Raw genomic sequence first — 19,036 nt, 5'->3', positions numbered from 1 at the left:
GTGGGACTGCTCAGGACTCGACGCGCTGGCCCTTGCCGATGACGACGATTCCGTTGTCGGACACGGTGTAGCGCTGGCGGTCCTTCTCCAGGTCGACGCCGATCTCGGCGCCCTCCGGGACGTGCACGTTCTTGTCCAGGATCGCCCGCCGCACGACCGCGTGCCGGCCGATCTGGACGCCCTCCATCAGCACGGCGCCGTCCACGTGCGCCCAGGAGTGCACCTTCACCTTCGGCGAGACGATGGAGTTCTCCACGAGCGAGCCGGAGACCACCGAGCCGGGCGACACCATCGAGCTGACCGCGCGGCCGAGCCGCTCACCCCAGGCGTGCACGAACTTGGCCGGCGGGTACGGCGGCTGCTCGGTGTAGATCGGCCACTCGAAGTTGTACAGGTTGAACACCGGGTGCACGTTGATGAGGTCCATGTGGGCGTCGTAGAAGGAGTCGAGCGTCCCCACGTCGCGCCAGTAGCCGCGGTCCCGGTCGGTGCTGCCCGGCACCTCGTTGTCCCGGAAGTCGTAGACGTTGGCCTCGCCGCGCTCGACGAGCATCGGGATGATGCTGCCGCCCATGTCGTGCTTGCTCGTCTTGTCCGCCGCGTCGCGCTCCACCGCCTCGCACAGCGCCCGGGTGGTGAACACGTAGTTGCCCATCGAGGCGTAGATCTGCTCCGGGGCGTCGGGCAGCCCCACCGCGTCGGTGGGCTTCTCCCGGAACGCGCGGATGCGCCGGCCGTCCTCGCCGACCTCGATCACGCCGAACTGGTCGGCCATGGACAGCGGCTGCCGGATGCCGGCCACGGTCACCCCGGCGCCGGAGGCGATGTGGGCCTCGACCATCTGCCGTGGGTCCATCCGGTAGATGTGGTCGGCGCCGAAGACGATCACGTAGTCGGGCTGCTCGTCGTTGATCAGGTTGAAGCTCTGGTAGATCGCGTCGGCCGAGCCGGAGAACCACCACGGGCCGCGGCGCTGCTGCGCCGGCACCGGCGTCACGTAGTTGCCGAGCAACGTCGACATCCGCCACGTCTTGGTGATGTGCCGGTCCAGCGAGTGCGACTTGTACTGGGTCAGCACGACGATCTTCAGGAAGCCGGCGTTCGCCAGGTTGGACAGGACGAAGTCCACCATCCGGTACATCCCGCCGAACGGGACGGCCGGCTTCGCCCGGTCCGTGGTCAGGGGCATCAGGCGCTTGCCCTCCCCGCCGGCCAGGACGATCGCGAGCACCTTGGCAGCCATGCCCAGACGCTAACCACCCGGCAGCGACTTCACCACTCGGACGGCCGACTTGGGCACCCGGTGTGAGCCGACCGCCTGCACTAGGGTGCGGGCATGTCACCGTTGCGCGTCGACCTGCTCACCCGCGAATACCCGCCGGAGGTGTACGGCGGCGCCGGGGTGCACGTGGAGTACCTGGCCCGCGAGCTGCGTCGGCTCGCCGACGTACGGGTGCACTGCTTCGGCGCGCCGCGCGACGAGGCCGGCGTCACCGCGTACCCGGAGCCGGTCGGGCTGGCCGGCGCGAACGCCGCGCTGCGCACCATGGGCGTGGACCTGGAGATGGCCGCGGGCTGCGCCGGCACCGACCTGGTGCACAGCCACACCTGGTACGCCAACCTGGCCGGGCACACCGCGAAGCTGCTGCACGGGGTGCCGCACGTGGTGACCGCGCACAGCCTGGAGCCGCTGCGACCGTGGAAGGCCGAGCAGCTCGGCGGCGGCTACGCGCTGTCCTCCTGGTGCGAACGGACGGCGTTCGAGTCGGCCGACGCGATCATCGCGGTGAGCGAGGGGATGCGCCGCGACGTGCTGACCGCCTACCCGGCGGTGCACCCGGACCGGGTCCGGGTGGTCTACAACGGCATCGACACCGCGCAGTACGCCCCGGACCGCAAGACCGACGTGCTCGACCGGCTCGGCGTCGACCCGGACCGGCCCAGCGTGGTCTACGTCGGGCGGATCACCCGGCAGAAGGGCCTGCCCTACCTGCTGCGCGCGGCCCGGGAACTGCCCACGGACACCCAACTGGTGCTGCTGGCCGGCGCGCCGGACACCCCGGAGATCGCCGCCGAGGTGGAGGGCCTGGTGGCCGACCTGCGGGCGAACCGGTCGGGCGTGGTGTGGGTGGCCGAGATGCTGCCCAAGCACGAGGTGATCCAGGTGCTCACCCACGCCACCGTGTTCGCCTGCCCGTCGGTCTACGAGCCGATGGGCATCGTCAACCTGGAGGCGATGGCCTGCGAGACGGCCGTGGTGGCCACCGCGACCGGCGGCATCCCGGAGGTGGTCGCGGACGGCGAGACCGGGCTGCTGGTGCCGATCGAGCAGGCCGGCGACGGCTCCGGCACCCCGCTGGACCCGGAGCGCTTCGTGGCCGACCTGGCCGGGCGGATCAACGAACTGCTGGCCGACCCGCAGCGGATCGCGACGTTCGGGGCGGCCGGGCGGCGGCGCGCGGTGGAGCACTTCTCCTGGGACGCCATCGCCCACCGCACGATCGAGGTGTACCGCTCGGCGGGGCTGTAAGGAAGGGCATGGTCGCCGGATGCCCGATGCGATCTTCGCCCATCCGCGCCTCGCGCCGGTCTACGACGCCTTCGACTCCGACCGGGACGACCTGGTCGCCTACCTCGCGCTCGCCCGTGAGCTGGGCGCCCGCACGGTGCTCGACGTGGGCTGCGGGACAGGGTCGCTGGCGGTCCTGCTGGCCCGGCATGGACACGCGGTCGTCGGCGTCGATCCGGCCGAGGCGTCCCTCGATGTCGCGCGGGCCAAGGACGGGGCCGGCACGGCCCACTGGATCCACGGCGAGGCCACGGCGCTGCCCGCGCTCGACGCCGACCTGGCCACGATGACCGGGAACGTGGCGCAGGTGTTCCTGACCGATGCCGACTGGGGACGGACGCTCCAGAGCATCCACGCCGCGCTCCGACCGGAGGGGCATCTCGTCTTCGAGACCCGGCGTCCCGAACACCGCGCCTGGGAGGAGTGGGCGACGGATGCCGACCCGGTCATCCGATCCGTCCCGGGCGTCGGACGGGTGGAACGGCGTTTTCAGGTCACCGCGATCGACCTGCCGTTCGTCTCCTTCCGCTTCACCTACCGGTTCCTGGCCGACGGGGCAGTGGTCACGTCGGACTCCACGCTGCGGTTCCGCGAGCGCGACGAGGTCGAGTCGAGTCTGACCGCCGCCGGATACCGAGTGCTCGACGTGCGGGAGGCGCCTGACCGCCCCGGTCGGGAGTTCGTGTTCGTCGCGCAGCGGACGACCTAGGCGCGGGCTCTCAGGCGAGAAAGTCCGGGGCAAACCGGTTGGATCCGCGCGCGGGTCACGTGGCCGTCGGCCGCGGTCGATGGGCGTGGAAGCCGACGCGCTGGCACCACCCTGGCGCGGTTCAACCAGCCCGCCGCGGCCGGGGTCGACGACGACTTCGCGCGTGGCGCCGGCGGGTACGACCGCTACTACGGCGACCCGACGGTGACGCCGAACCCGAAGCTGCGACCCGTGGCCGGCACCCTGCATGCCGTCCGGGTCGTCCTGTCCCGATCGCCGCACCCGGGGCCGCCGGGCATGCCAGCATCCGGCAAGACGCACGAGGCCGGTCCGGACCGACCGTCGGCGAAGCGGAGAGGAACCGACATGGGTACGTACGCGGTGACCGGCGCGGCCTCGGGCATGGGCCGGGCGTCCGCCGAGCGGCTGCGGCGCGACGGGCACACCGTCGTCGGCGTGGACCTGCGGGACGTGGAGGTTGTCGCCGACCTCTCCACGCCGACCGGGCGCGCGGCTGCGGCAACCGAGGTGCTGGAGCGCGCCGGGGGGCGGCTCGACGGGGCGGTCTGCGCCGCCGGGCTCGGCGGCATCCCCGGCCGGGACCGGCTCGTGCAGCAGGTCAACTTCTTCGGCGTGGTGGAGCTGCTCGAGGCGTGGCGACCGGCGCTGGCCGCCGCCGACGACAGCAAGGTCGTGGTGTTCGGCTCGAACTCGGTCACGCTCACCCCGATGGTGCCGGAGCGCGCCGTGCGGGCCCTGCTCGACCGCGACGCCGGCAGGGCGCTACGCGCGGTGGGGCGCTTCGGCAAGCGCTCGGCGCCGTTCGCGTACGCCAGCTCGAAGCTGGCGGTGACGCGGTGGGCACGCCGCGCCGCGATCTCGCCGGAGTGGGCGGGCGCCGGCATCCGGGTGAACGTCCTGGCCCCCGGCATCATCGCCACCCCGTTGCTGGAAGAGCAGATCGCCCGGGGTGAGAAGGAGTCGGTCGAAGGGCTGCCGGTGCCGATCGGCGGGCGCGGCCGGCCGGCGGACGTCGGCGAGTGGGTGGCGTTCATGCTGTCTCCGGCCGCCGACTTCCTCTGCGGTTCGGTGATCTTCCTGGACGGCGGCTCGGACGCCTACTTCCGCACCGACGACTGGCCCGTCTCCACCGGGCCGGCCGGGGTGCTGCGCTACGTGCGGCGTGCCAGGGCGTGGCGGGCCCGGCGCTGACCCGGCAGGCCCGCCCACCCGGGCGCGGCCGGGCCCGGCGCGTCACCGTGGAAGCAGCGAGCAACCGAGCGCGAAAGGATCTCGCGCAGTAGGTTGGGCGGGTGACTGGACGGTTCCCGATCGAAGACGTCTCCCCTGTCGTCTCCTGCGGTCGCTACCCGGCCAAGGCGGTGGTCGGCGAGGTCGTGCCGGTGTCGGCACGCGCGTACCGGGAGGGCCACGACGCGCTCGGGTGCAACGTGGTCTGGCTCGGTCCGGACGGCGCGGCCCGCCCGTTCACCCGGATGCGTCCCGGCGAGCCGGGGCAGGACCGCTGGCACGCCACCATCGCCCCGGACGCGGTGGGCCTGTGGCGCTTCACCGTCCAGGCGTTCGGAGACCCGTACCTGACCTGGCAGAACGCGGTCACCAAGAAGCTCGCCGCCGGCCAGGGCGCGGCCGAGCTGGCCAACGACCTGGCCGAGGGCGCGCGGGTGTTGACCGCCGCGCTCGACCTGGTGCCGAAGGCGGACCGCGACCGGGTACGCGAGGCCGCGGTGGCGTTGGCCGACGACGAACTGGACCTGCCGCGGCGGGTTGCCGCGGCGCTGGACCTGGCCGACCTGCTCTGGGAACACCCGGTGCGCGGGCTGGTCACCACCGGCGAGGAGCGCACGCTCTGGGTGGACCGGCCCCGGGCGCTCTTCTCCGCCTGGTACGAGTTCTTTCCCCGCTCCGAGGGCGCAATTCCGGCCACCGTCGACGCGCCGGCCCGGTCCGGCACGTTCGCCACCGCGACGGACCGGCTGCCGGGCGTCGCCGCGATGGGCTTCGACGTGCTCTACCTGCCGCCGATCCACCCGATCGGCCGGGTCAACCGCAAGGGCCGCAACAACGCGCTCACCGCCGGGCCGGACGACGTCGGCTCGCCGTGGGCGATCGGCGCGGCCGAGGGCGGCCACGACAGCATCCACCCCGACCTGGGTACGCCGGAGGACTTCCGCGACTTCGTCGCGGCCGCCGCCGAGCAGGGCCTGGAGGTGGCGATGGACCTGGCGTTGCAGTGCGCGCCGGACCACCCGTGGGTCACCGAGCACCCGGAGTGGTTCACCACCCGCGCCGACGGCAGCATCGCGTACGCGGAGAACCCGCCGAAGAAATACCAGGACATCTACCCGGTGAACTTCGACAACGACCCGGAGGGCATCCGCGCCGAGGTGCTGCGGGTGGTGCTGCACTGGGTCGGCGAGGGCATCCGCATCTTCCGGGTGGACAACCCGCACACCAAGCCGTTCGACTTCTGGCACTGGCTGATCGCCGAGGTCAAGAGCGTCGACCCGGACGTGTTGTTCCTGGCCGAGGCGTTCACCCGGCCGGCCATCATGCACGGGCTCGGCCGGGTCGGCTTCACCCAGTCGTACACCTACTTCACCTGGCGCACGACGGCGGCCGAGATGCGCGAGTACTGCGAGGAACTGGTCGCCTCGGTGGACTGGATGCGGCCGAACTTCTGGCCGAACACGCCTGACATCCTGCACTCCTCGTTGCAGGACGGTGGGCCGCCGATGTTCAAGATCCGGGCGGTGCTGGCCGCGCTGCTCTCCCCCTCCTGGGGCATGTACGCCGGGTTCGAGCTGTTCGAGCACGTGGCGCGCCCCGGCGCCGAGGAGTACCTGGACAACGAGAAGTACGAGCTGCGGCCCCGCGACTGGGACGCCGCGCTGGCGCAGGGCCGCTCGCTGGCGCCGTTCGTCACCACGCTCAACCGGGTACGCCGGGACAACCCGGCCCTGCACCAGCTGCGCAACCTGCGCTTCCACGACATCGACAACCCGGCGCTGCTGTGCTGGTCGAAGCACGACCCGGACACCGGCAACACGGTGATCGTGGTCTGCTCGTTCGACTCCCGCACCGTGCAGTGGGGCAACACCACGCTGGACATGCCGGCGCTCGGCTTCGACTGGCACGAACGGTTCACCGTGCGCGACGAGCTGACCGGCGCCGAGTACGACTGGGGGCAGCGCAACGCGGTGCGCCTGGACCCGTACCTGCAACCGGCGCACGTGCTCACCGTGCGCCGCCCGGCGGCGCCGGAGCCCGCCGAGCCGGCCCACCCGGCCGCGCCCGACCTGACCGTCGAAGACGTACCCGCCGACCTGTCCGGCGGCACCGCCCCGACCGCACCGGCCGACAAGGACGACACCCGATGGACCAGTTGATCGCCGGCGCGCTGCCCGACCCGCACGCCGTGCTCGGGGCGCACCCGGCCGACGGGAACACCGTCATCCGCACGCTGCGCCGGGGCGCCGGCGAGGTGGCGGTGCTCGTCGACGGCGAGCCGCACCCGATGAAGCGGGTGCACGACGCCGGTGTGTTCGAGGCGGTGCTGCCGGGCGAGGTGCTCGACTACCGGCTGGACGTGGACGGCACGACGCACGACGACCCGTACCGTCACCCGCCGACGCTCGGCGAACTCGACCTGCACCTGATCGGCGAGGGCCGGCACGAGCGGCTCTGGTCGGCGCTCGGCGCCCGGGTCCGCGACGGCGGTGTCGCGTTCGCGGTGTGGGCGCCCAACGCGCGCGGCGTGCGGCTGGTCGGCGACGCCACCGGCTGGGGCCCGGACGACGGCTGGCCGATGCGGTCGCTCGGCGCCACCGGCGTGTGGGAGATCTTCGTGCCCGGCGTGCCGGTGGGCAGCCGCTACAAGTACCGCATCCTCGGCGCCGACGGCCGGTGGCGGGACAAGGCCGACCCGATGGCCGCGCGCGCCGAGGTGCCGCCGGCCACCGCGTCGGTGGTGCACGAGTCCCGGTACGAGTGGGGCGACGCGGACTGGCTCGCACGCCGGTCCCGGCAGGCGCCGCACCAGGAGCCGATGAGCGTGTACGAGGTGCACCTGGGTTCGTGGCGGCCCGGCCTCGGCTACCGGGAGCTGGCCGAGCAGCTCACCGCGTACGTGGTCGAGATGGGCTTCACGCACGTGGAGCTCCTGCCGGTGATGGAGCACCCGTACGGCGGCTCGTGGGGCTACCAGGTCACCGGCTACTACGCGCCGACCTCCCGGTTCGGCGACCCGGACGACTTCCGTCACCTGGTGGACCGGCTGCACGCCGCCGGCATCGGGGTGATCCTGGACTGGGTGCCGGCGCACTTCCCGAAGGACGAGTGGGCGTTGGCCCGCTTCGACGGCACCCCGCTCTACGAGCACCCCGACCCGCGGCGCGGCGAGCAGCCCGACTGGGGCACGTACGTGTTCGACTTCGGCCGCAACGAGGTGCGCAACTTCCTGGTCGCCAACGCGCTGTACTGGCTCGACGAGTTCCACGTCGACGGGCTGCGGGTCGACGCGGTCGCCTCGATGCTCTACCTGGACTACTCCCGGCCGGAGGGGCAGTGGGCCCCGAACGTGCACGGCGGCCGGGAGAACCTGGAGGCGATCACGTTCCTCCAGGAGGTCAACGCCACCGTCTACCGGCACCACCCGGGCGCGCTGATGATCGCCGAGGAGTCCACCGCCTGGCCCGGCGTCACCAGGCCGACCTTCGAGGGCGGGCTCGGGTTCGGCTTCAAGTGGAACATGGGCTGGATGCACGACACCCTGCTCTACACCTCGAAGGACCCGATCTACCGGCAGCACCACCACCACCAGCTCACGTTCTCCCTGGCGTACGCGTGGAGCGAGAACTACGTGCTGCCGATCAGCCACGACGAGGTGGTGCACGGCAAGGGCTCGCTGGCCGGGAAGATGCCCGGCGACACGTGGCAGCGGCTGGCCAACACCCGGGCGCTGCTGGCGTACATGTGGGCGCACCCGGGCAAGCAGTTGCTCTTCATGGGCTGCGAGCTGGCCGACGACCGGGAGTGGAGCGAGGAGCGCGGCCTCGACTGGTACCTGACCCACGACCCGGCCCGGGCCGGCGTGCAACGGCTGGTGGCCGACCTGAACCGGGTCTACCGGGAGACTCCGGCGCTCTGGGCGCAGGACACCGACCCGGCGGGTTTCCGCTGGATCGCCGGGGACGACGTGGCCAACAACGCGGTGTCGTTCATCCGGATCGCTCCGGACGGCCAGACGCTCGTCTGCGTGGCGAACTTCTCCGCGGCCCCGCTGGAGGACTACCGGATCGGCCTGCCGGCCGGCGGGACGTGGGCCGAGGCGCTGAACACCGACGCCCACCACTACGGCGGGTCCGGCGTGGGCAACCTGGGCGAGGTGCACGCGGAGAACGTGCCGTGGCACGGGCTGCCGGCGTCGGCGGCGCTTCGGGTGCCACCGCTGGGCGTGCTCTGGCTGCACCAGGCCTGACCGCGCGCGGCGAGCCCGCCACGTGACGGCGGGCTTCCGGTCGGCGGCCGACCCCGGGCGGTAGCCGCCCGGCCGGGGCTGCCGGCTGAGCGACAGCACGCCCGGCGATCAGACCAGGTCGGCTTCGCGCAGGAGCTTCCACAGGCCGGCGCCGTCGGGGGCGCTCAGCCACTTCTGCCCCACCGGGCCCGAGGACGACGACCGTTCGGCGGGTGCGGGCAGGCTGCCGGCGAGCACCGACTCCGTCGGTGACAGCTGCCGGATCGCCACCCCGGCCACGTTCTCCGGGTGCGCGGCGGCGAACTCCCGGTAGATCTCCGGGTCGTGCTGCCCGTCGTCGCCGATGAGCAGCCAGCGCACCTCGGGGAACTCCTGGGCCAGTCGGGCCAGCGTGGCCCGCTTGTGTTCCCGGCCGCTGCGGAACCAGCGGTCGGCGGTCGGCCCCCAGTCGGTGAGCAGCAGCGGCCCGGCCGGATAGAGGTGCCGGGACAGGAACCGGGTGAGCGTCGGCGCGACGTTCCAGGCGCCGGTGGAGAGGTAGAACACGGGCGCGCCCGGGTGGGCGGTGGCCAGGCGTTCGTAGAGCACCGCCATGCCGGGCACGGCGTTGCGGGCGTGCTCGTCGAGGACGAACGTGTTCCACGCGGCCAGCAGCGGCCGGGGCAGCGCCGTCACCATGACCGTGTCGTCGATGTCGGAGATGATGCCGAACCGGACGGTCGGGTCGAGGACGCGCACCAGCGCCTCCACCGGCTCGGCGTCCGGGACGCTGAGGCGTACGCAGCCCCAGCCGGGGGTGAAGTCGCCCTCGATCACCGTGTCGATGAAACCGCTGCGGTCGGCGGTCACCTCCTGGCGTACGCCGTTGGCCTCCACGGTCACCCGGATGTGCTTGGCGGGCAGGGTGGCGAAGCTGCGCCAGCCCCGCACCTTGTCCACCCGGCCGCGTCGCCGGGTGTCCGGCCGGCCCAGCAGCACCCGGCAGAGCACGCGCGCCCAACCCGGGGCGCCGTAGCCGGCGTACGCGACGATGTTGGGCTGCCACCCGGTGCGCCGCAAGCGCCGTTCCACCAGGCCGTGCAGGGCGTCCTCGAGGCGCGCGGCGCGGTGCAGTTGGGGCACGGCCAGTTGGTTCGGTGATGTTGGCGGCACGCTGCAACAGTGCCACAACCTGCGGGGGCCGGCCACGCGAGTGATCCACGCCGATCGGCCCTCGGGCGGCCCACCGCCGTGACAGACTTCGGTCGAGGCGGCGACGGGGGCGTTGGTCGTGTCGACAGCGGAACGGGACCGGGTACGACGACGTCCGGACGCAGCGGCGTGGGCGGCGGCGCTGCTCGGCGCCGCCGGTGTGGGTTACCGGCTGGTGCTGACGTTGCTCACGGTGCCCGCCTCGAACAGCGACGAGGCCACGTTCGGGCTGGCCGCGCTGCACATCGCCGAGGGCCGTGAACGGCCGGTGTTCCTCTACGGCCAGCACTACATGGGGGTGCTGGAGTCGTACCTGGCCGCACCGCTGGTCGGCGTGGCCGGGCCGAGCTGGCCGCTGCTGCGGCTGCCGGTGCTGGTGCTGTACGGGATCTTCGTATGGCTGGCGTACCTGACGACCCGCCGGCTGTTCTCCCCCTGGCTGGCGGTGGCCGTGGTGGGCCTGCTGGCGCTCGGCTCGGAACGGGTGGTCCGCGACCAGCTCACCGCGGTCGGCGGCCGGCCGGAGGTGAAGCCGGTGGTGCTGGTGCTGCTGCTCGTCGCGGTCGCGCTCGGCGCGGGGCGGCTGCGGCACCGCTGGCTGGCCACCGGCGCGTTCGGGCTGCTCGCCGGGCTGGCGCTGTGGTCGGACTGGCTGATCGCGCCGTACCTGCTGGCTGCCGGCGTGGTGCTGGTCCTGGCCGTGCCCCGGGAACTGGTCGGCTGGCCGGGCGTGCTGCTGGTGGCCGGGTTCGTGGTCGGCATCGCGCCGGTGGTCAAGGACAACATCGTGGCGCCGGCGGGGCAGGACTCGCTGTCCGTGCTGCGGGAGATCAGCACGAAGGAGGGGGTGGTGCCGTCGGTGGCGCAGCGGCTGCGCGGCGGGCTGCTGGAGGGGGTGCCGCTGGCGTCCGGCCTGTGCCCGATGGACGGCTGCGCGCCGTGGGCGCGGTGGTTCGGGCTGCTCTACCCGGTGCTGCTGGTGGCCGCCGCCGTGCTCGGGCTGCTCGCGTACCGCCGGGCCGCGGACCACGCCGCGCGGGTCCGGGCCGCGGCGATCCTCGCCCTGGTCGCCGGGGCCGCCGCGACCCTGCTGGTGTACGTGCGCAGCCCGCTGGCCGCGACCGACCCGCTGGGCAACGCCCGCTACCTGTCGGTGCTGCAGGTCTCGCTGCCCGCGGTGCTGTGGCCGCTCTGGCTGGCCGCCGCGCACCCGGTGCGGTCCGTCGCCGGCCGGGCCGCCCGGATCGGCAGGGCCACCGCCGCCGCCGTACTGGCCGGGCTGGCCGCCGCCACGCTGGCCGGCACCGTGACGTTCCTGGCCGGTGTGCCGGGCGTCCGGTCCGAGGAACGCACCGCCCGCCGGCTCGCCGACACGGTGCTGCGGGCCGGACTGCACGAGGTGTACGGGGACTACTGGACCTGCCACCGGCTGGTCTTCAACACCGGCGAGGCGGTGGCCTGCGGGGTGCTGGACGATGCCCTGCGCCCCGGGCAGAACCGCTATCCGGCGTACTGGCGGCGGGTCGCCCGGGCGGACCGCCCCGGGTACGTGGTGGGTGTCGGCTCCCCGGCCGAGCGCACGCTGCGCCGGGCGCTGGGCGGGCGGGCCGACGCGGCGGTGGTGGCCCGGGTCGGCGACAGTCGCCTGTACCACCCCGACCGTGCCGTACGGCCGTGGCGCTGAACCCGGCCCGTACGCTGTGCCGGTGCTCATCCTGCTGCCCCCGTCGGAGGGGAAGGCCGAGGTCGGGACCGGCCGGCGGCTGGACCTGTCCCGGCTGTCGCTGACCGAGCTGAACCCGGCCCGGGAGGCGGTCCTGGGTGCGCTCGTCGACCTGTGCGCCAGCCCGGACGAGGCGGCGGCCCGGCAGGCCCTGGGCCTGAGCGAGGGGCAGCGCGACGAGCTGCGGCGCAACGCCCGGCTGCGGTCCGCGGCGACCGCGCCGGCCGGACGGCTCTACACCGGCGTGCTCTACGAGGCGCTCGACCTGGACACGCTGCCCCCGGCCGCGCAGCGGGCGGCCCGCCGTAGCGTGCTGATCAGCTCCGGTCTGTGGGGCGCGGTCCGCCTCGCCGACCGCATCCCGCCGTACCGCTGCCCGATCGGGGTGCGCCTGCCGGGGATCGGGGCGCTGTCGGCGTACTGGCGTGCCGCGCTCGCTCCGGCGATGGCGACGGCGGTGGGCCGTGGGCCGGTGCTGGACCTGCGCTCCGGCGCGTACGCGGCCACCTGGGCGCCGCGCGGGGCGCTCGCCGAGCGCACGGTGACCGTGCGGGTGCTGCACGAGCGGTCCGTGGACGGCACGCCGACCCGGTCGGTGGTGAGCCACTTCAACAAGGCCACCAAGGGGCGGCTGGTCCGGGACCTCCTGCTGGCCGACGCCCGGCCGCGCGGCGCCGACGCGCTCGTGGGCGTGCTGCGGGACCTGAAGTACACAGTGGAGGAGGCACCCCCGGTGGCCGGCCGGCCCCGGCAGCTCGACCTGGTGGTCACCGAACTCTGAGCCGAGATTCCCGCAAGTTTTGCTCAAGGCTGCGGCGCAGACGTTCCCGACCCGCCAGTAGGGGACAACGGTAGAGGCACCCCGACTCTGAGCGAGGAGCACCCCGATGCTCGCCGAAACCGCAACGCTGCTCGACCCACCCCACCCGACGCCGCTGGACTGGCTGACCGTCACCGACGCCTTCGAACTCGCCTGCATGGTGCGCTGCTCGACACCACCGCCCGTCCCCCGTCGCGCCGACGCCGACCCCTACCGCAGCGGGGTCGCCGAGTTCAACCGGGCGGACGCGGCACACCGGATGCGGCAGTTGCTGGACCGCCTCGACGTGCCGGTGGGGCAGGGACTGACCACCGGTGGCCTGCGCCGCCGCTACGAACTGCACCGGCTGTCGGTGCCCCCGGAGCACCGGCCGACGTACGCGGCCCTGCTCGCCGACGGCTGGCGGCGCGGGCGCCGGGAACTGCTCGGCGGTCCGTTCCCCGGCGCCTCGGCGGCGCGGCGGCTCCGGTGGTCCCGGCTGGCCGCGGCGGCCTGGCGGGCGGCGCTGCTCGCCGGGGGCCGGCACGTCCGCCGGCACTGCCTCGGCATCCGGCTCGCCGACCGGGACCTGGCGGCGGTGCTGGTGCGCGGCGCGGCGCTGCTGGACGTACCGACGGCGCTGCGACCGGGCGCGGGTTGCTTCCTGGTGGTGGTGCCCAACGGAGAGCACCGGGCCCGGATCACCGAAAGCGCGGAGCTGGCCCCGACCGGCTGACCGCCGGCGGGCGGCCGGGCTTGCGCGGCGGCGGCGCACGGCGCAGAGTGCAGCCCGTGAGCCGACACTGGCCGGTGCGCGTGCGGCGCCGGATCGCCGCCCCGCTCGCGCTGGCGCTGCTGCTCTGCGCCGGCCTCGGTGGCTGCCGGGACACCCCGGCCGAGCCGACCCGGATCCGCATCGCCACCGGCAGCCCGACCGCCGTCTACCACGCCTTCGGCCAGTCGCTGGCCGCCCTGCTCAACCGCGACCTGCCCGGGGTACGCGCCGAGGCGGTGGTCACCGCCGCCTCGGCGCAGAACGTCCGGCTGGTCGGCTCGGGCCAGGCGGAGCTGGCCTTCACCCAGGCCGACGTGCTGCCTCCGCGCGGACCCGACCACCCGACCGTGCTCGCCGTCGCCCGGGTGTACGACGACCTGCTGCACCTGGTCACCACCGCCGGCGGCCCCATCCGTACGGTCGCCGACCTGCGCGGGCGTCGGGTGTCGGTGGGCGCCGACGGCTCGGGCACCGAGATCACCGCCACCCGTCTGCTCGCCGTGGCGCAACTCGACGGGGACCGGGTACGCCGGGAGCACCTCGGGCTGGACGACTCGGTGATCGCCCTGCGGGAGGGGCGGATCGACGCGTTCTTCTTCTCCGGCGGCCTGCCGGTGCGCGGCGTCGCCGACCTGGCCCAGCAGACCTCGCTGCGGATCGTCGACCTGGGCGACTGGACCGACCCGCTGCGGCGCGCGTACGGGCAGGTCTACGTGACCCGGGACATTCCCCAGTCGGCGTACCAGGTGCAACCGGTCAGCACGGTGGCGAACCCGAACTATCTGATCGTCCGTGCCGACCTGCCCGCCCGACTGGTCCACGAGGTGACCCGGCTGCTGATGGAACGCCGTCAGGAGTTGGCCGCGGCGCACCCAGCGGCCGGTCGGATGAGCCCCCGGTCGGCGATCGTCACCGCCCCGCTGCCGCTGCATCCGGGCGCCGCCGACTGGTATCGCGCGGCGAAGCCCTGAACCGGGTCAGCGGCCCACCGGCTCGTCCGCGCGCTGCGCGGCCACCGGCCCGCCGACGACGCCCGGGTCCTCGTCCGACGCCGGGAACCACAGCTCGGCGACCAGGCCACGGGGTTCACCGCGACGCATGGTGAGCCGCCCGTCGGACGCGTCCACGAGCACCGCCGCGATGGTCAACCCCAACCCGGCGCCCTCGACGTTCTGCGCGTCCGGCGCCCGCCAGAACCGCTCGGTGGCCTGGTCGAGCTGGCTGGCCGTCATGCCGGGGCCGGTGTCGGAGACGGTCAGGGTCGTCCCGCCGTCGGCGGGGCGTACGGCCACCGTCACCTCTCCCCCGGTGCCGCTGAACTTCACCGCGTTGTCGATCAGGGCGTCCAACGCCTGGTCGATGGCGGTCGGCACGGTCCGGGTGTACGCCGGGGTGTCGGTGGCGTCGAGTCGCAGGACGACCGCCCGGTGCCGGGCCAGCGGCTTCCACGCGGCGACGCGGGAGGCGGCCGCGGCGGTGGCGTCCACGGTGACCCGCTGGTTCTCCTCCCGTTCGGCGCGGGCCAGGGTGAGCAGCGCGTCGAGCACGGTGGCCAGCCGATCGGTCTCCTCCAGTGCCAGCAGGTGCTCGAGCCGGCCGTCCGGGTCGGCGAGGCTGGGCCCGAGTTCCTCCACCCGCAGCCGCAGCGCGGTAAGGGGATTTCGGAGCTGGTGGCTGGCGTGCGCGACGAAGGCACGCTGCCGGTCCATCACGTCGGACACCGCGTCGGCCATGTCGTTGAAGCTGGTCGCCAGCCGGCGCAGTTCGGGCGGGCCGAGCCGGGGACGGACCCGGGCGGTGCGGCGACCCTCGGCGATCTCGTGGGTCACCGTGTCCAGCTCGGTGACCGGGCGCAGCACCCAGCCGGCCAGCCCGAACGCGGTGGAGACGCAGGCCAGCACCGCCAGCAGGCCGACGCCGGCCAGCGCCAGCCACCACTGCGTGACGCTGCGGCGTACGTCGTCCGCCGGACTGCTGGTGACCACGGCGCCGAGCACCTCGCCCCCGTCGCTGATCGGCACCGCCGTCACCACCGGCTCGCCCGCCCACGGCAGGATCGACTCGGGGGCGCTGAACTGCTGCCCGGACAGCGCGGTGTCCAGGGCCGGCCCGGCGCCCGAGCCCGGCTCCCAGCCGGACGAGGCGACCACGGTACGGCGTTCCCGGTCCACCACCGCCGCGCTGATGCCGTAGAGCGCGTCGTAGGCGGCAAGTTCCCCGTCGAGCGGGCCCGGGCTGCCGCCGCGCAACGCCGGCCCGGCCAGCGAGGCGAAGCGGGTGGCGTCGGCCAGGCGGTCGGCGCGTACCCGGTCGGTCTCCCGGGAGGCGAGCGTCGCCGCGAGCGGGGTCTCCAGGGCCAGCAGCACCAACACCATCAGCAGCAGGTAGCTGATCACCAGTCGACGGCGCACCGGCCCCCTCCCCTCACGCGCCCCGGAGCCGGTAGCCGACCCCGCGCACGGTCTCCACGAGCGTCGGGTCGCCCAGCTTGCCGCGCAGCGACCCGACGTGCACCTCCACGGTGTGCCGGTCGGCCCAGGTGGTGCCCCACACGTCGAGCAGGATCCGGTCGCGTGCCACGGCCGCCCCGGGTTGGCGGGCGAGCGAGAGCAGGATGTCGAACTCCTTGCGGGTGAGCGCCACCTCCCGACCGGCCACGCTCACCGTCCGGCCGTCCACGTCGATGCGGACCGGCCCGGCCTCGATGAGGTTGCGCTCGGGCGCGGCACGCGCGGCCCGGCGCAGCACCGCCTCGATCCGCGCCTGCAACTCCACCATCGAGAACGGCTTCACCACGTAGTCGTCGGCGCCCAGGCGCAGGCCCAACACCCGGTCGCGTTCCTCGCCGCGCGCGGTCACCGCGATGATGCCGAGCTGACTGCTGCGCCGGCGCAGCTCGCGGCACAGGTCGGTGCCGTCGCCGTCGGGCAGTGTCAGGTCCAACAGCACCAGGTCGCAGGGGGCGGCCGACAGCGCCGCCGCCACGGTGGGGGCGTGCTCCACCTGGTAGCCGCGGCGGGTCAGCGCGGACGACAGGGCTGCGGCGACGCGACGGTCGTCCTCGACCAGGAGGATGCGCACCGTCAACTCCGTCCGCTCGATGTGCTGCCCTGCGAATGGTGGCAGACGCGCCCCCCGGACGCGAGCCGCTGCGGGCCGCGGTGGTGAGCCACCCGGCCCCCGCCCGCCACGCGGTGGGCGAACCGCTCGGGTGACCGGTCGTTATGCTGCGTCGAGCCCGCCCGACGGCGCCCGACGCGCCCTGCCATGATGCGAGTTGAGATGACTGACAGCAAGGACCGGTCCGCCTCCGTCTTCGTCCACCCGACGGCCGACGTGGAGTCCGGCGCCCAGGTCGGCGACGGCACGAAGGTCTGGCACCTGGCCCACATCCGGTCGACCGCCCAGGTCGGCGCCGGCTGCGTGATCGGCCGCAACGTGTACGTGGACGCGGGTGTCACCGTGGGCGACCTGGTGAAGATCCAGAACAACGTGTCCGTCTACCAGGGCGTGACCATCGAGGACGAGGTGTTCGTCGGACCCTGCGCGGTCTTCACCAACGACTTCCGCCCCCGCGCCCAGAATCCGGACTGGACGATCACCCCCACCATGGTTCGCCGGGGCGCCTCGATCGGCGCGAACGCCACGCTGGTCTGCGGCATCGAGGTCGGCGAGTACGCGATGATCGCCGCCGGTTCGGTGGTGACCCGGGACGTCAAGCCGTACCAGCTGGTGGCCGGCAACCCGGCCCGGCCGAAGGGCTGGGTCGACGCCAAGGGTGAGGTCGTCTCCCGCGACGTGGACAACCCGCCGCACCAGGGCTGACCGCGCGACGGGGCCGACCACGCGACGGGCGACGACCGGGTTCGGTCGTCGCCCCGCGTCGTCGCCACGGTTCAGCCGCAGAGCCGGCCGACCTCGTCCCGGAAACGGTCCATCGGGTTGGCCCCCGCCGGGCCGAGCAGATACTCCTTCAACTCCCGCCGCGCCCCGGTCATCGGGTCGTCCCCGGCCCGGGTCACGTCGAGGATCTTCGCCAGTTCACCGCAGTCGGTGGAGAGCAGGTAGGCCGCCCGCGCGGTCGGGAACTGCCGGCGGAACTCGTCCTCCGGCAGGCCGGCCGGGTTGGCCACCACGTACGGCCGCTCGCTCTGCACGAAGTCGGAGACCACACTGGACACGTCGCTGACCAGCAGGTCGGTGACGTTGAAGCAGTCGAACAGCCCGGGCGTGCGCCCGGTCACCACCAGGTGCGCGGCGTTGTCCAGCGCGGCCGGGTCGCTCTGGCCGCCGGCCGCCCGGACCTGGGCCACGATCCGCTCGTGCGCGGCGCGGGCCCTGGGCGAACGGCTGCCGGTCAACGGGTGCGGCTTGTAGATCACCCGCACGTTCCCCGCGGCCAGCAGGTTCGACACGATCCGCTCGCCCATCAGCACCAGCGAGGTGTGGTACGGGTCGTCGTCGAGCCACCCCTCCCAGGTCGGCGCGTAGAGCACGGTGAACCGGTGGTCGGCGGCACCCGAGCCGAACGTGTGCACCCCGGCCAGCTGCGGCCGGCCGATCTCCACGATGTCCCGGTCCAGCACACCGACCCCGGCCCGGGCGTACCGCTCCCGGCCGGCCGGCCCGGCCACCCACACCTCGTCGTACACCTTGCTGTACGGGTTGACGCTGGCCTGCTTGTCGCTGTCGCCGTGGCCGACGAAGACGTGCTTCACGCCCGGCTCCCGCAGCAGGTGGATGTTGGCGCCGACGTTCGCCGCGTACAGGGCCACCCGCAGCGAACCGAGGTCGAGGTTCATGAAGTCCACGCCGGCCGGCACGCAGATCACCGGCAGCCGGGTGTCGGCCAACTCCGTGAACGCGTCCGCGGCGCGCAGCAGCACCACCGCGCGGCGGCCCGTCGCCTCCACCGGCGCGAGCCACATGTTGGCCTGGTAGACGTCCTTGGCCGGGCCGGCGAAATAGAGCGCCACCTCCGGCCGCTCACGGGCCAGCCAGTCGTGCACACCGGGCAGCACACCCGGGCTCGGTCCCCGGCCGCGCAGCGCGGCGGACGCCAACGCCGCGGCGGTGACCAGGCCCGCGACCAGCGTCACCACGCCGGTGACCACCACCGGGGCGGCCCGGTCGAGCAGGGCGGCGACCACGGCCGCCGGCACCAGCGCCACGTTGAGCAGCGGCATCCGCAGCCCGGACAGGGCCCGCGCCCAGGCCGGCGGGACCGGAACCCGGCGCAACGCACCGAGGTCGATGTTGCGGGTGTACGCCGGCGTGTCCACCCGCCCCTCGACGACCCTGGTGATCGCGCTGGTGCCCACCGCCACGGTCCACAGCGCGGCGGGCAGCAGCAGCACCGCGATCGTGCCGGCCACGCCGGGGCGGACCGTGGCGACCACCAGCAGCACCACCGACAGGTCCCGCACCAGCCGCCGGAAGACCGCCCCGAGACCGGCCTTGTCCAGCAGTTCGGCGGTCGCGCCGTGCCGCCGGCCCAGGGCCAGTTCACCGGCGATGGCGACCGCACCGGCCACCGCGTACGGGATCACCAGGCCGAGGATCCCGGACAGCACCATGACCGCGTAGCCGAGGAGCGTCGCGCCCACCGCGGCGAGACCCTGCTGGCTGCGTACTCTGCTGAACAACGACACGCTCCCTGTCTGCCCCACGAGGTCGGTGGGGTTCGATACGGACGGCTGCGACCCTAGATGGGCCACATGACACAAGTATTGCCGGGGTGTCCGGAAGGTGAACGACGCACGACGATGTC

General features: G+C 73.8%; 15 protein-coding genes. 10 read left to right on the top strand and 5 right to left on the bottom strand.

The genetic code is table 11. The features are described 5' to 3' along the window. Positions 1–10 precede the first annotated feature (10 nt). Positions 11–1,243 (bottom strand): glucose-1-phosphate adenylyltransferase, encoded by a 1,233-nt coding sequence (gene glgC, locus ACLQ2X_RS20720; RefSeq protein ID WP_425682719.1) that lies wholly within the window; start codon positions 1,241–1,243, stop codon positions 11–13. Positions 1,244–1,336: 93 nt separating this feature from the next. Between glgC and glgA the strand changes: the two genes are divergently transcribed. The 5 genes from glgA to glgB all read left to right on the top strand — a co-directional run bounded on the left by glgA (position 1,337) and on the right by glgB (position 8,778). Continuing rightward, a complete protein-coding gene (gene glgA, locus ACLQ2X_RS20715; protein WP_425682718.1) occupies positions 1,337–2,530 on the top strand; it encodes a glycogen synthase in 1,194 nt (397 codons plus the stop codon). 19 nt (positions 2,531–2,549) lie between these two features. Continuing rightward, complete coding sequence (locus ACLQ2X_RS20710) at positions 2,550–3,278, top strand: class I SAM-dependent methyltransferase (protein WP_425682717.1); 729 nt, start codon at positions 2,550–2,552, stop codon at positions 3,276–3,278. 366 nt (positions 3,279–3,644) lie between these two features. Then, a complete protein-coding gene (locus tag ACLQ2X_RS20705) occupies positions 3,645–4,490 on the top strand; it encodes an SDR family oxidoreductase (RefSeq protein WP_425682716.1) in 846 nt (281 codons plus the stop codon). Positions 4,491–4,591: 101 nt separating this feature from the next. Then, positions 4,592–6,688 (top strand): maltotransferase domain-containing protein, encoded by a 2,097-nt coding sequence (locus ACLQ2X_RS20700; RefSeq protein WP_425682715.1) that lies wholly within the window; start codon positions 4,592–4,594, stop codon positions 6,686–6,688. Beyond that, positions 6,676–8,778 carry a 1,4-alpha-glucan branching protein GlgB gene (gene glgB / locus ACLQ2X_RS20695; RefSeq protein WP_425682714.1) on the top strand — a complete coding sequence of 701 codons (2,103 nt, stop codon included), beginning with the start codon at positions 6,676–6,678 and terminating at the stop codon, positions 8,776–8,778. The genes ACLQ2X_RS20700 and glgB overlap by 13 nt, the downstream gene beginning before the upstream one ends. Before the next feature lie 108 nt (positions 8,779–8,886). Here the strand turns inward: glgB and ACLQ2X_RS20690 are convergent, their stop codons facing one another. Further along, positions 8,887–9,930: an App1 family protein gene (locus tag ACLQ2X_RS20690; protein ID WP_425682713.1), complete on the bottom strand. Its 1,044-nt coding sequence runs from the start codon at positions 9,928–9,930 to the stop codon at positions 8,887–8,889. Between the two features lie 118 nt (positions 9,931–10,048). Between ACLQ2X_RS20690 and ACLQ2X_RS20685 the strand changes: the two genes are divergently transcribed. The 4 genes from ACLQ2X_RS20685 (at position 10,049) to ACLQ2X_RS20670 (ending at position 14,237) form a co-directional block, all read left to right on the top strand. Then, positions 10,049–11,653, top strand: a complete 1,605-nt coding sequence (locus tag ACLQ2X_RS20685; protein WP_425682712.1) for a hypothetical protein — start codon at positions 10,049–10,051, stop codon at positions 11,651–11,653. Between the two features lie 16 nt (positions 11,654–11,669). Continuing rightward, the gene (gene yaaA / locus ACLQ2X_RS20680) at positions 11,670–12,473 is read left to right on the top strand and encodes a peroxide stress protein YaaA (RefSeq protein WP_425682822.1); all 804 of its coding nucleotides are present in this window, start codon (positions 11,670–11,672) and stop codon (positions 12,471–12,473) included. Positions 12,474–12,579: 106 nt separating this feature from the next. Continuing rightward, the gene (locus ACLQ2X_RS20675) at positions 12,580–13,227 is read left to right on the top strand and encodes a hypothetical protein (RefSeq protein ID WP_425682711.1); all 648 of its coding nucleotides are present in this window, start codon (positions 12,580–12,582) and stop codon (positions 13,225–13,227) included. A gap of 56 nt (positions 13,228–13,283) precedes the next feature. Further along, positions 13,284–14,237 carry a TAXI family TRAP transporter solute-binding subunit gene (locus tag ACLQ2X_RS20670; RefSeq protein WP_425682710.1) on the top strand — a complete coding sequence of 318 codons (954 nt, stop codon included), beginning with the start codon at positions 13,284–13,286 and terminating at the stop codon, positions 14,235–14,237. 6 nt (positions 14,238–14,243) lie between these two features. On the opposite strand, the gene ACLQ2X_RS20665 is transcribed toward ACLQ2X_RS20670, so the two are convergent. Both ACLQ2X_RS20665 and ACLQ2X_RS20660 read right to left on the bottom strand, forming a co-directional pair. After that, the gene (locus tag ACLQ2X_RS20665; protein ID WP_425682709.1) at positions 14,244–15,677 is read right to left on the bottom strand and encodes a sensor histidine kinase; all 1,434 of its coding nucleotides are present in this window, start codon (positions 15,675–15,677) and stop codon (positions 14,244–14,246) included. Positions 15,678–15,690: 13 nt separating this feature from the next. Continuing rightward, positions 15,691–16,347 carry a response regulator transcription factor gene (locus ACLQ2X_RS20660; RefSeq protein ID WP_425682708.1) on the bottom strand — a complete coding sequence of 219 codons (657 nt, stop codon included), beginning with the start codon at positions 16,345–16,347 and terminating at the stop codon, positions 15,691–15,693. Positions 16,348–16,548: 201 nt separating this feature from the next. Here ACLQ2X_RS20660 and ACLQ2X_RS20655 point away from each other — a divergent pair, with 201 nt between their 5' ends. Continuing rightward, positions 16,549–17,091 (top strand): acyltransferase, encoded by a 543-nt coding sequence (locus ACLQ2X_RS20655; protein ID WP_425682707.1) that lies wholly within the window; start codon positions 16,549–16,551, stop codon positions 17,089–17,091. A 71-nt stretch (positions 17,092–17,162) separates the two neighbouring features. On the opposite strand, the gene ACLQ2X_RS20650 is transcribed toward ACLQ2X_RS20655, so the two are convergent. After that, the gene (locus tag ACLQ2X_RS20650) at positions 17,163–18,911 is read right to left on the bottom strand and encodes a CDP-glycerol glycerophosphotransferase family protein (protein ID WP_425682706.1); all 1,749 of its coding nucleotides are present in this window, start codon (positions 18,909–18,911) and stop codon (positions 17,163–17,165) included. Positions 18,912–19,036 lie beyond the last annotated feature (125 nt).

The sequence above is a fragment of the Micromonospora sp. DT31 genome (assembly GCF_049841795.1).
In the GTDB taxonomy this organism is placed as follows: domain Bacteria; phylum Actinomycetota; class Actinomycetes; order Mycobacteriales; family Micromonosporaceae; genus Micromonospora.
This window is presented reverse-complemented; position numbering and strand designations above follow the sequence as displayed.

Bases quoted from the DNA above. Each gene is read 5' to 3' on its own strand.
- glgC (WP_425682719.1), bottom strand. From the start codon at position 1,243: ATGGCTGCCAAGGTGCTCGCGATCGTCCTGGCCGGCGGGGAGGGCAAG.
- glgA (WP_425682718.1), top strand. From the start codon at position 1,337: ATGTCACCGTTGCGCGTCGACCTGCTCACCCGCGAATACCCGCCGGAG.
- ACLQ2X_RS20710 (WP_425682717.1), top strand. From the start codon at position 2,550: ATGCCCGATGCGATCTTCGCCCATCCGCGCCTCGCGCCGGTCTACGAC.
- ACLQ2X_RS20705 (WP_425682716.1), top strand. From the start codon at position 3,645: ATGGGTACGTACGCGGTGACCGGCGCGGCCTCGGGCATGGGCCGGGCG.
- glgB (WP_425682714.1), top strand. From the start codon at position 6,676: ATGGACCAGTTGATCGCCGGCGCGCTGCCCGACCCGCACGCCGTGCTC.
- ACLQ2X_RS20675 (WP_425682711.1), top strand. From the start codon at position 12,580: ATGCTCGCCGAAACCGCAACGCTGCTCGACCCACCCCACCCGACGCCG.
- ACLQ2X_RS20655 (WP_425682707.1), top strand. From the start codon at position 16,549: ATGACTGACAGCAAGGACCGGTCCGCCTCCGTCTTCGTCCACCCGACG.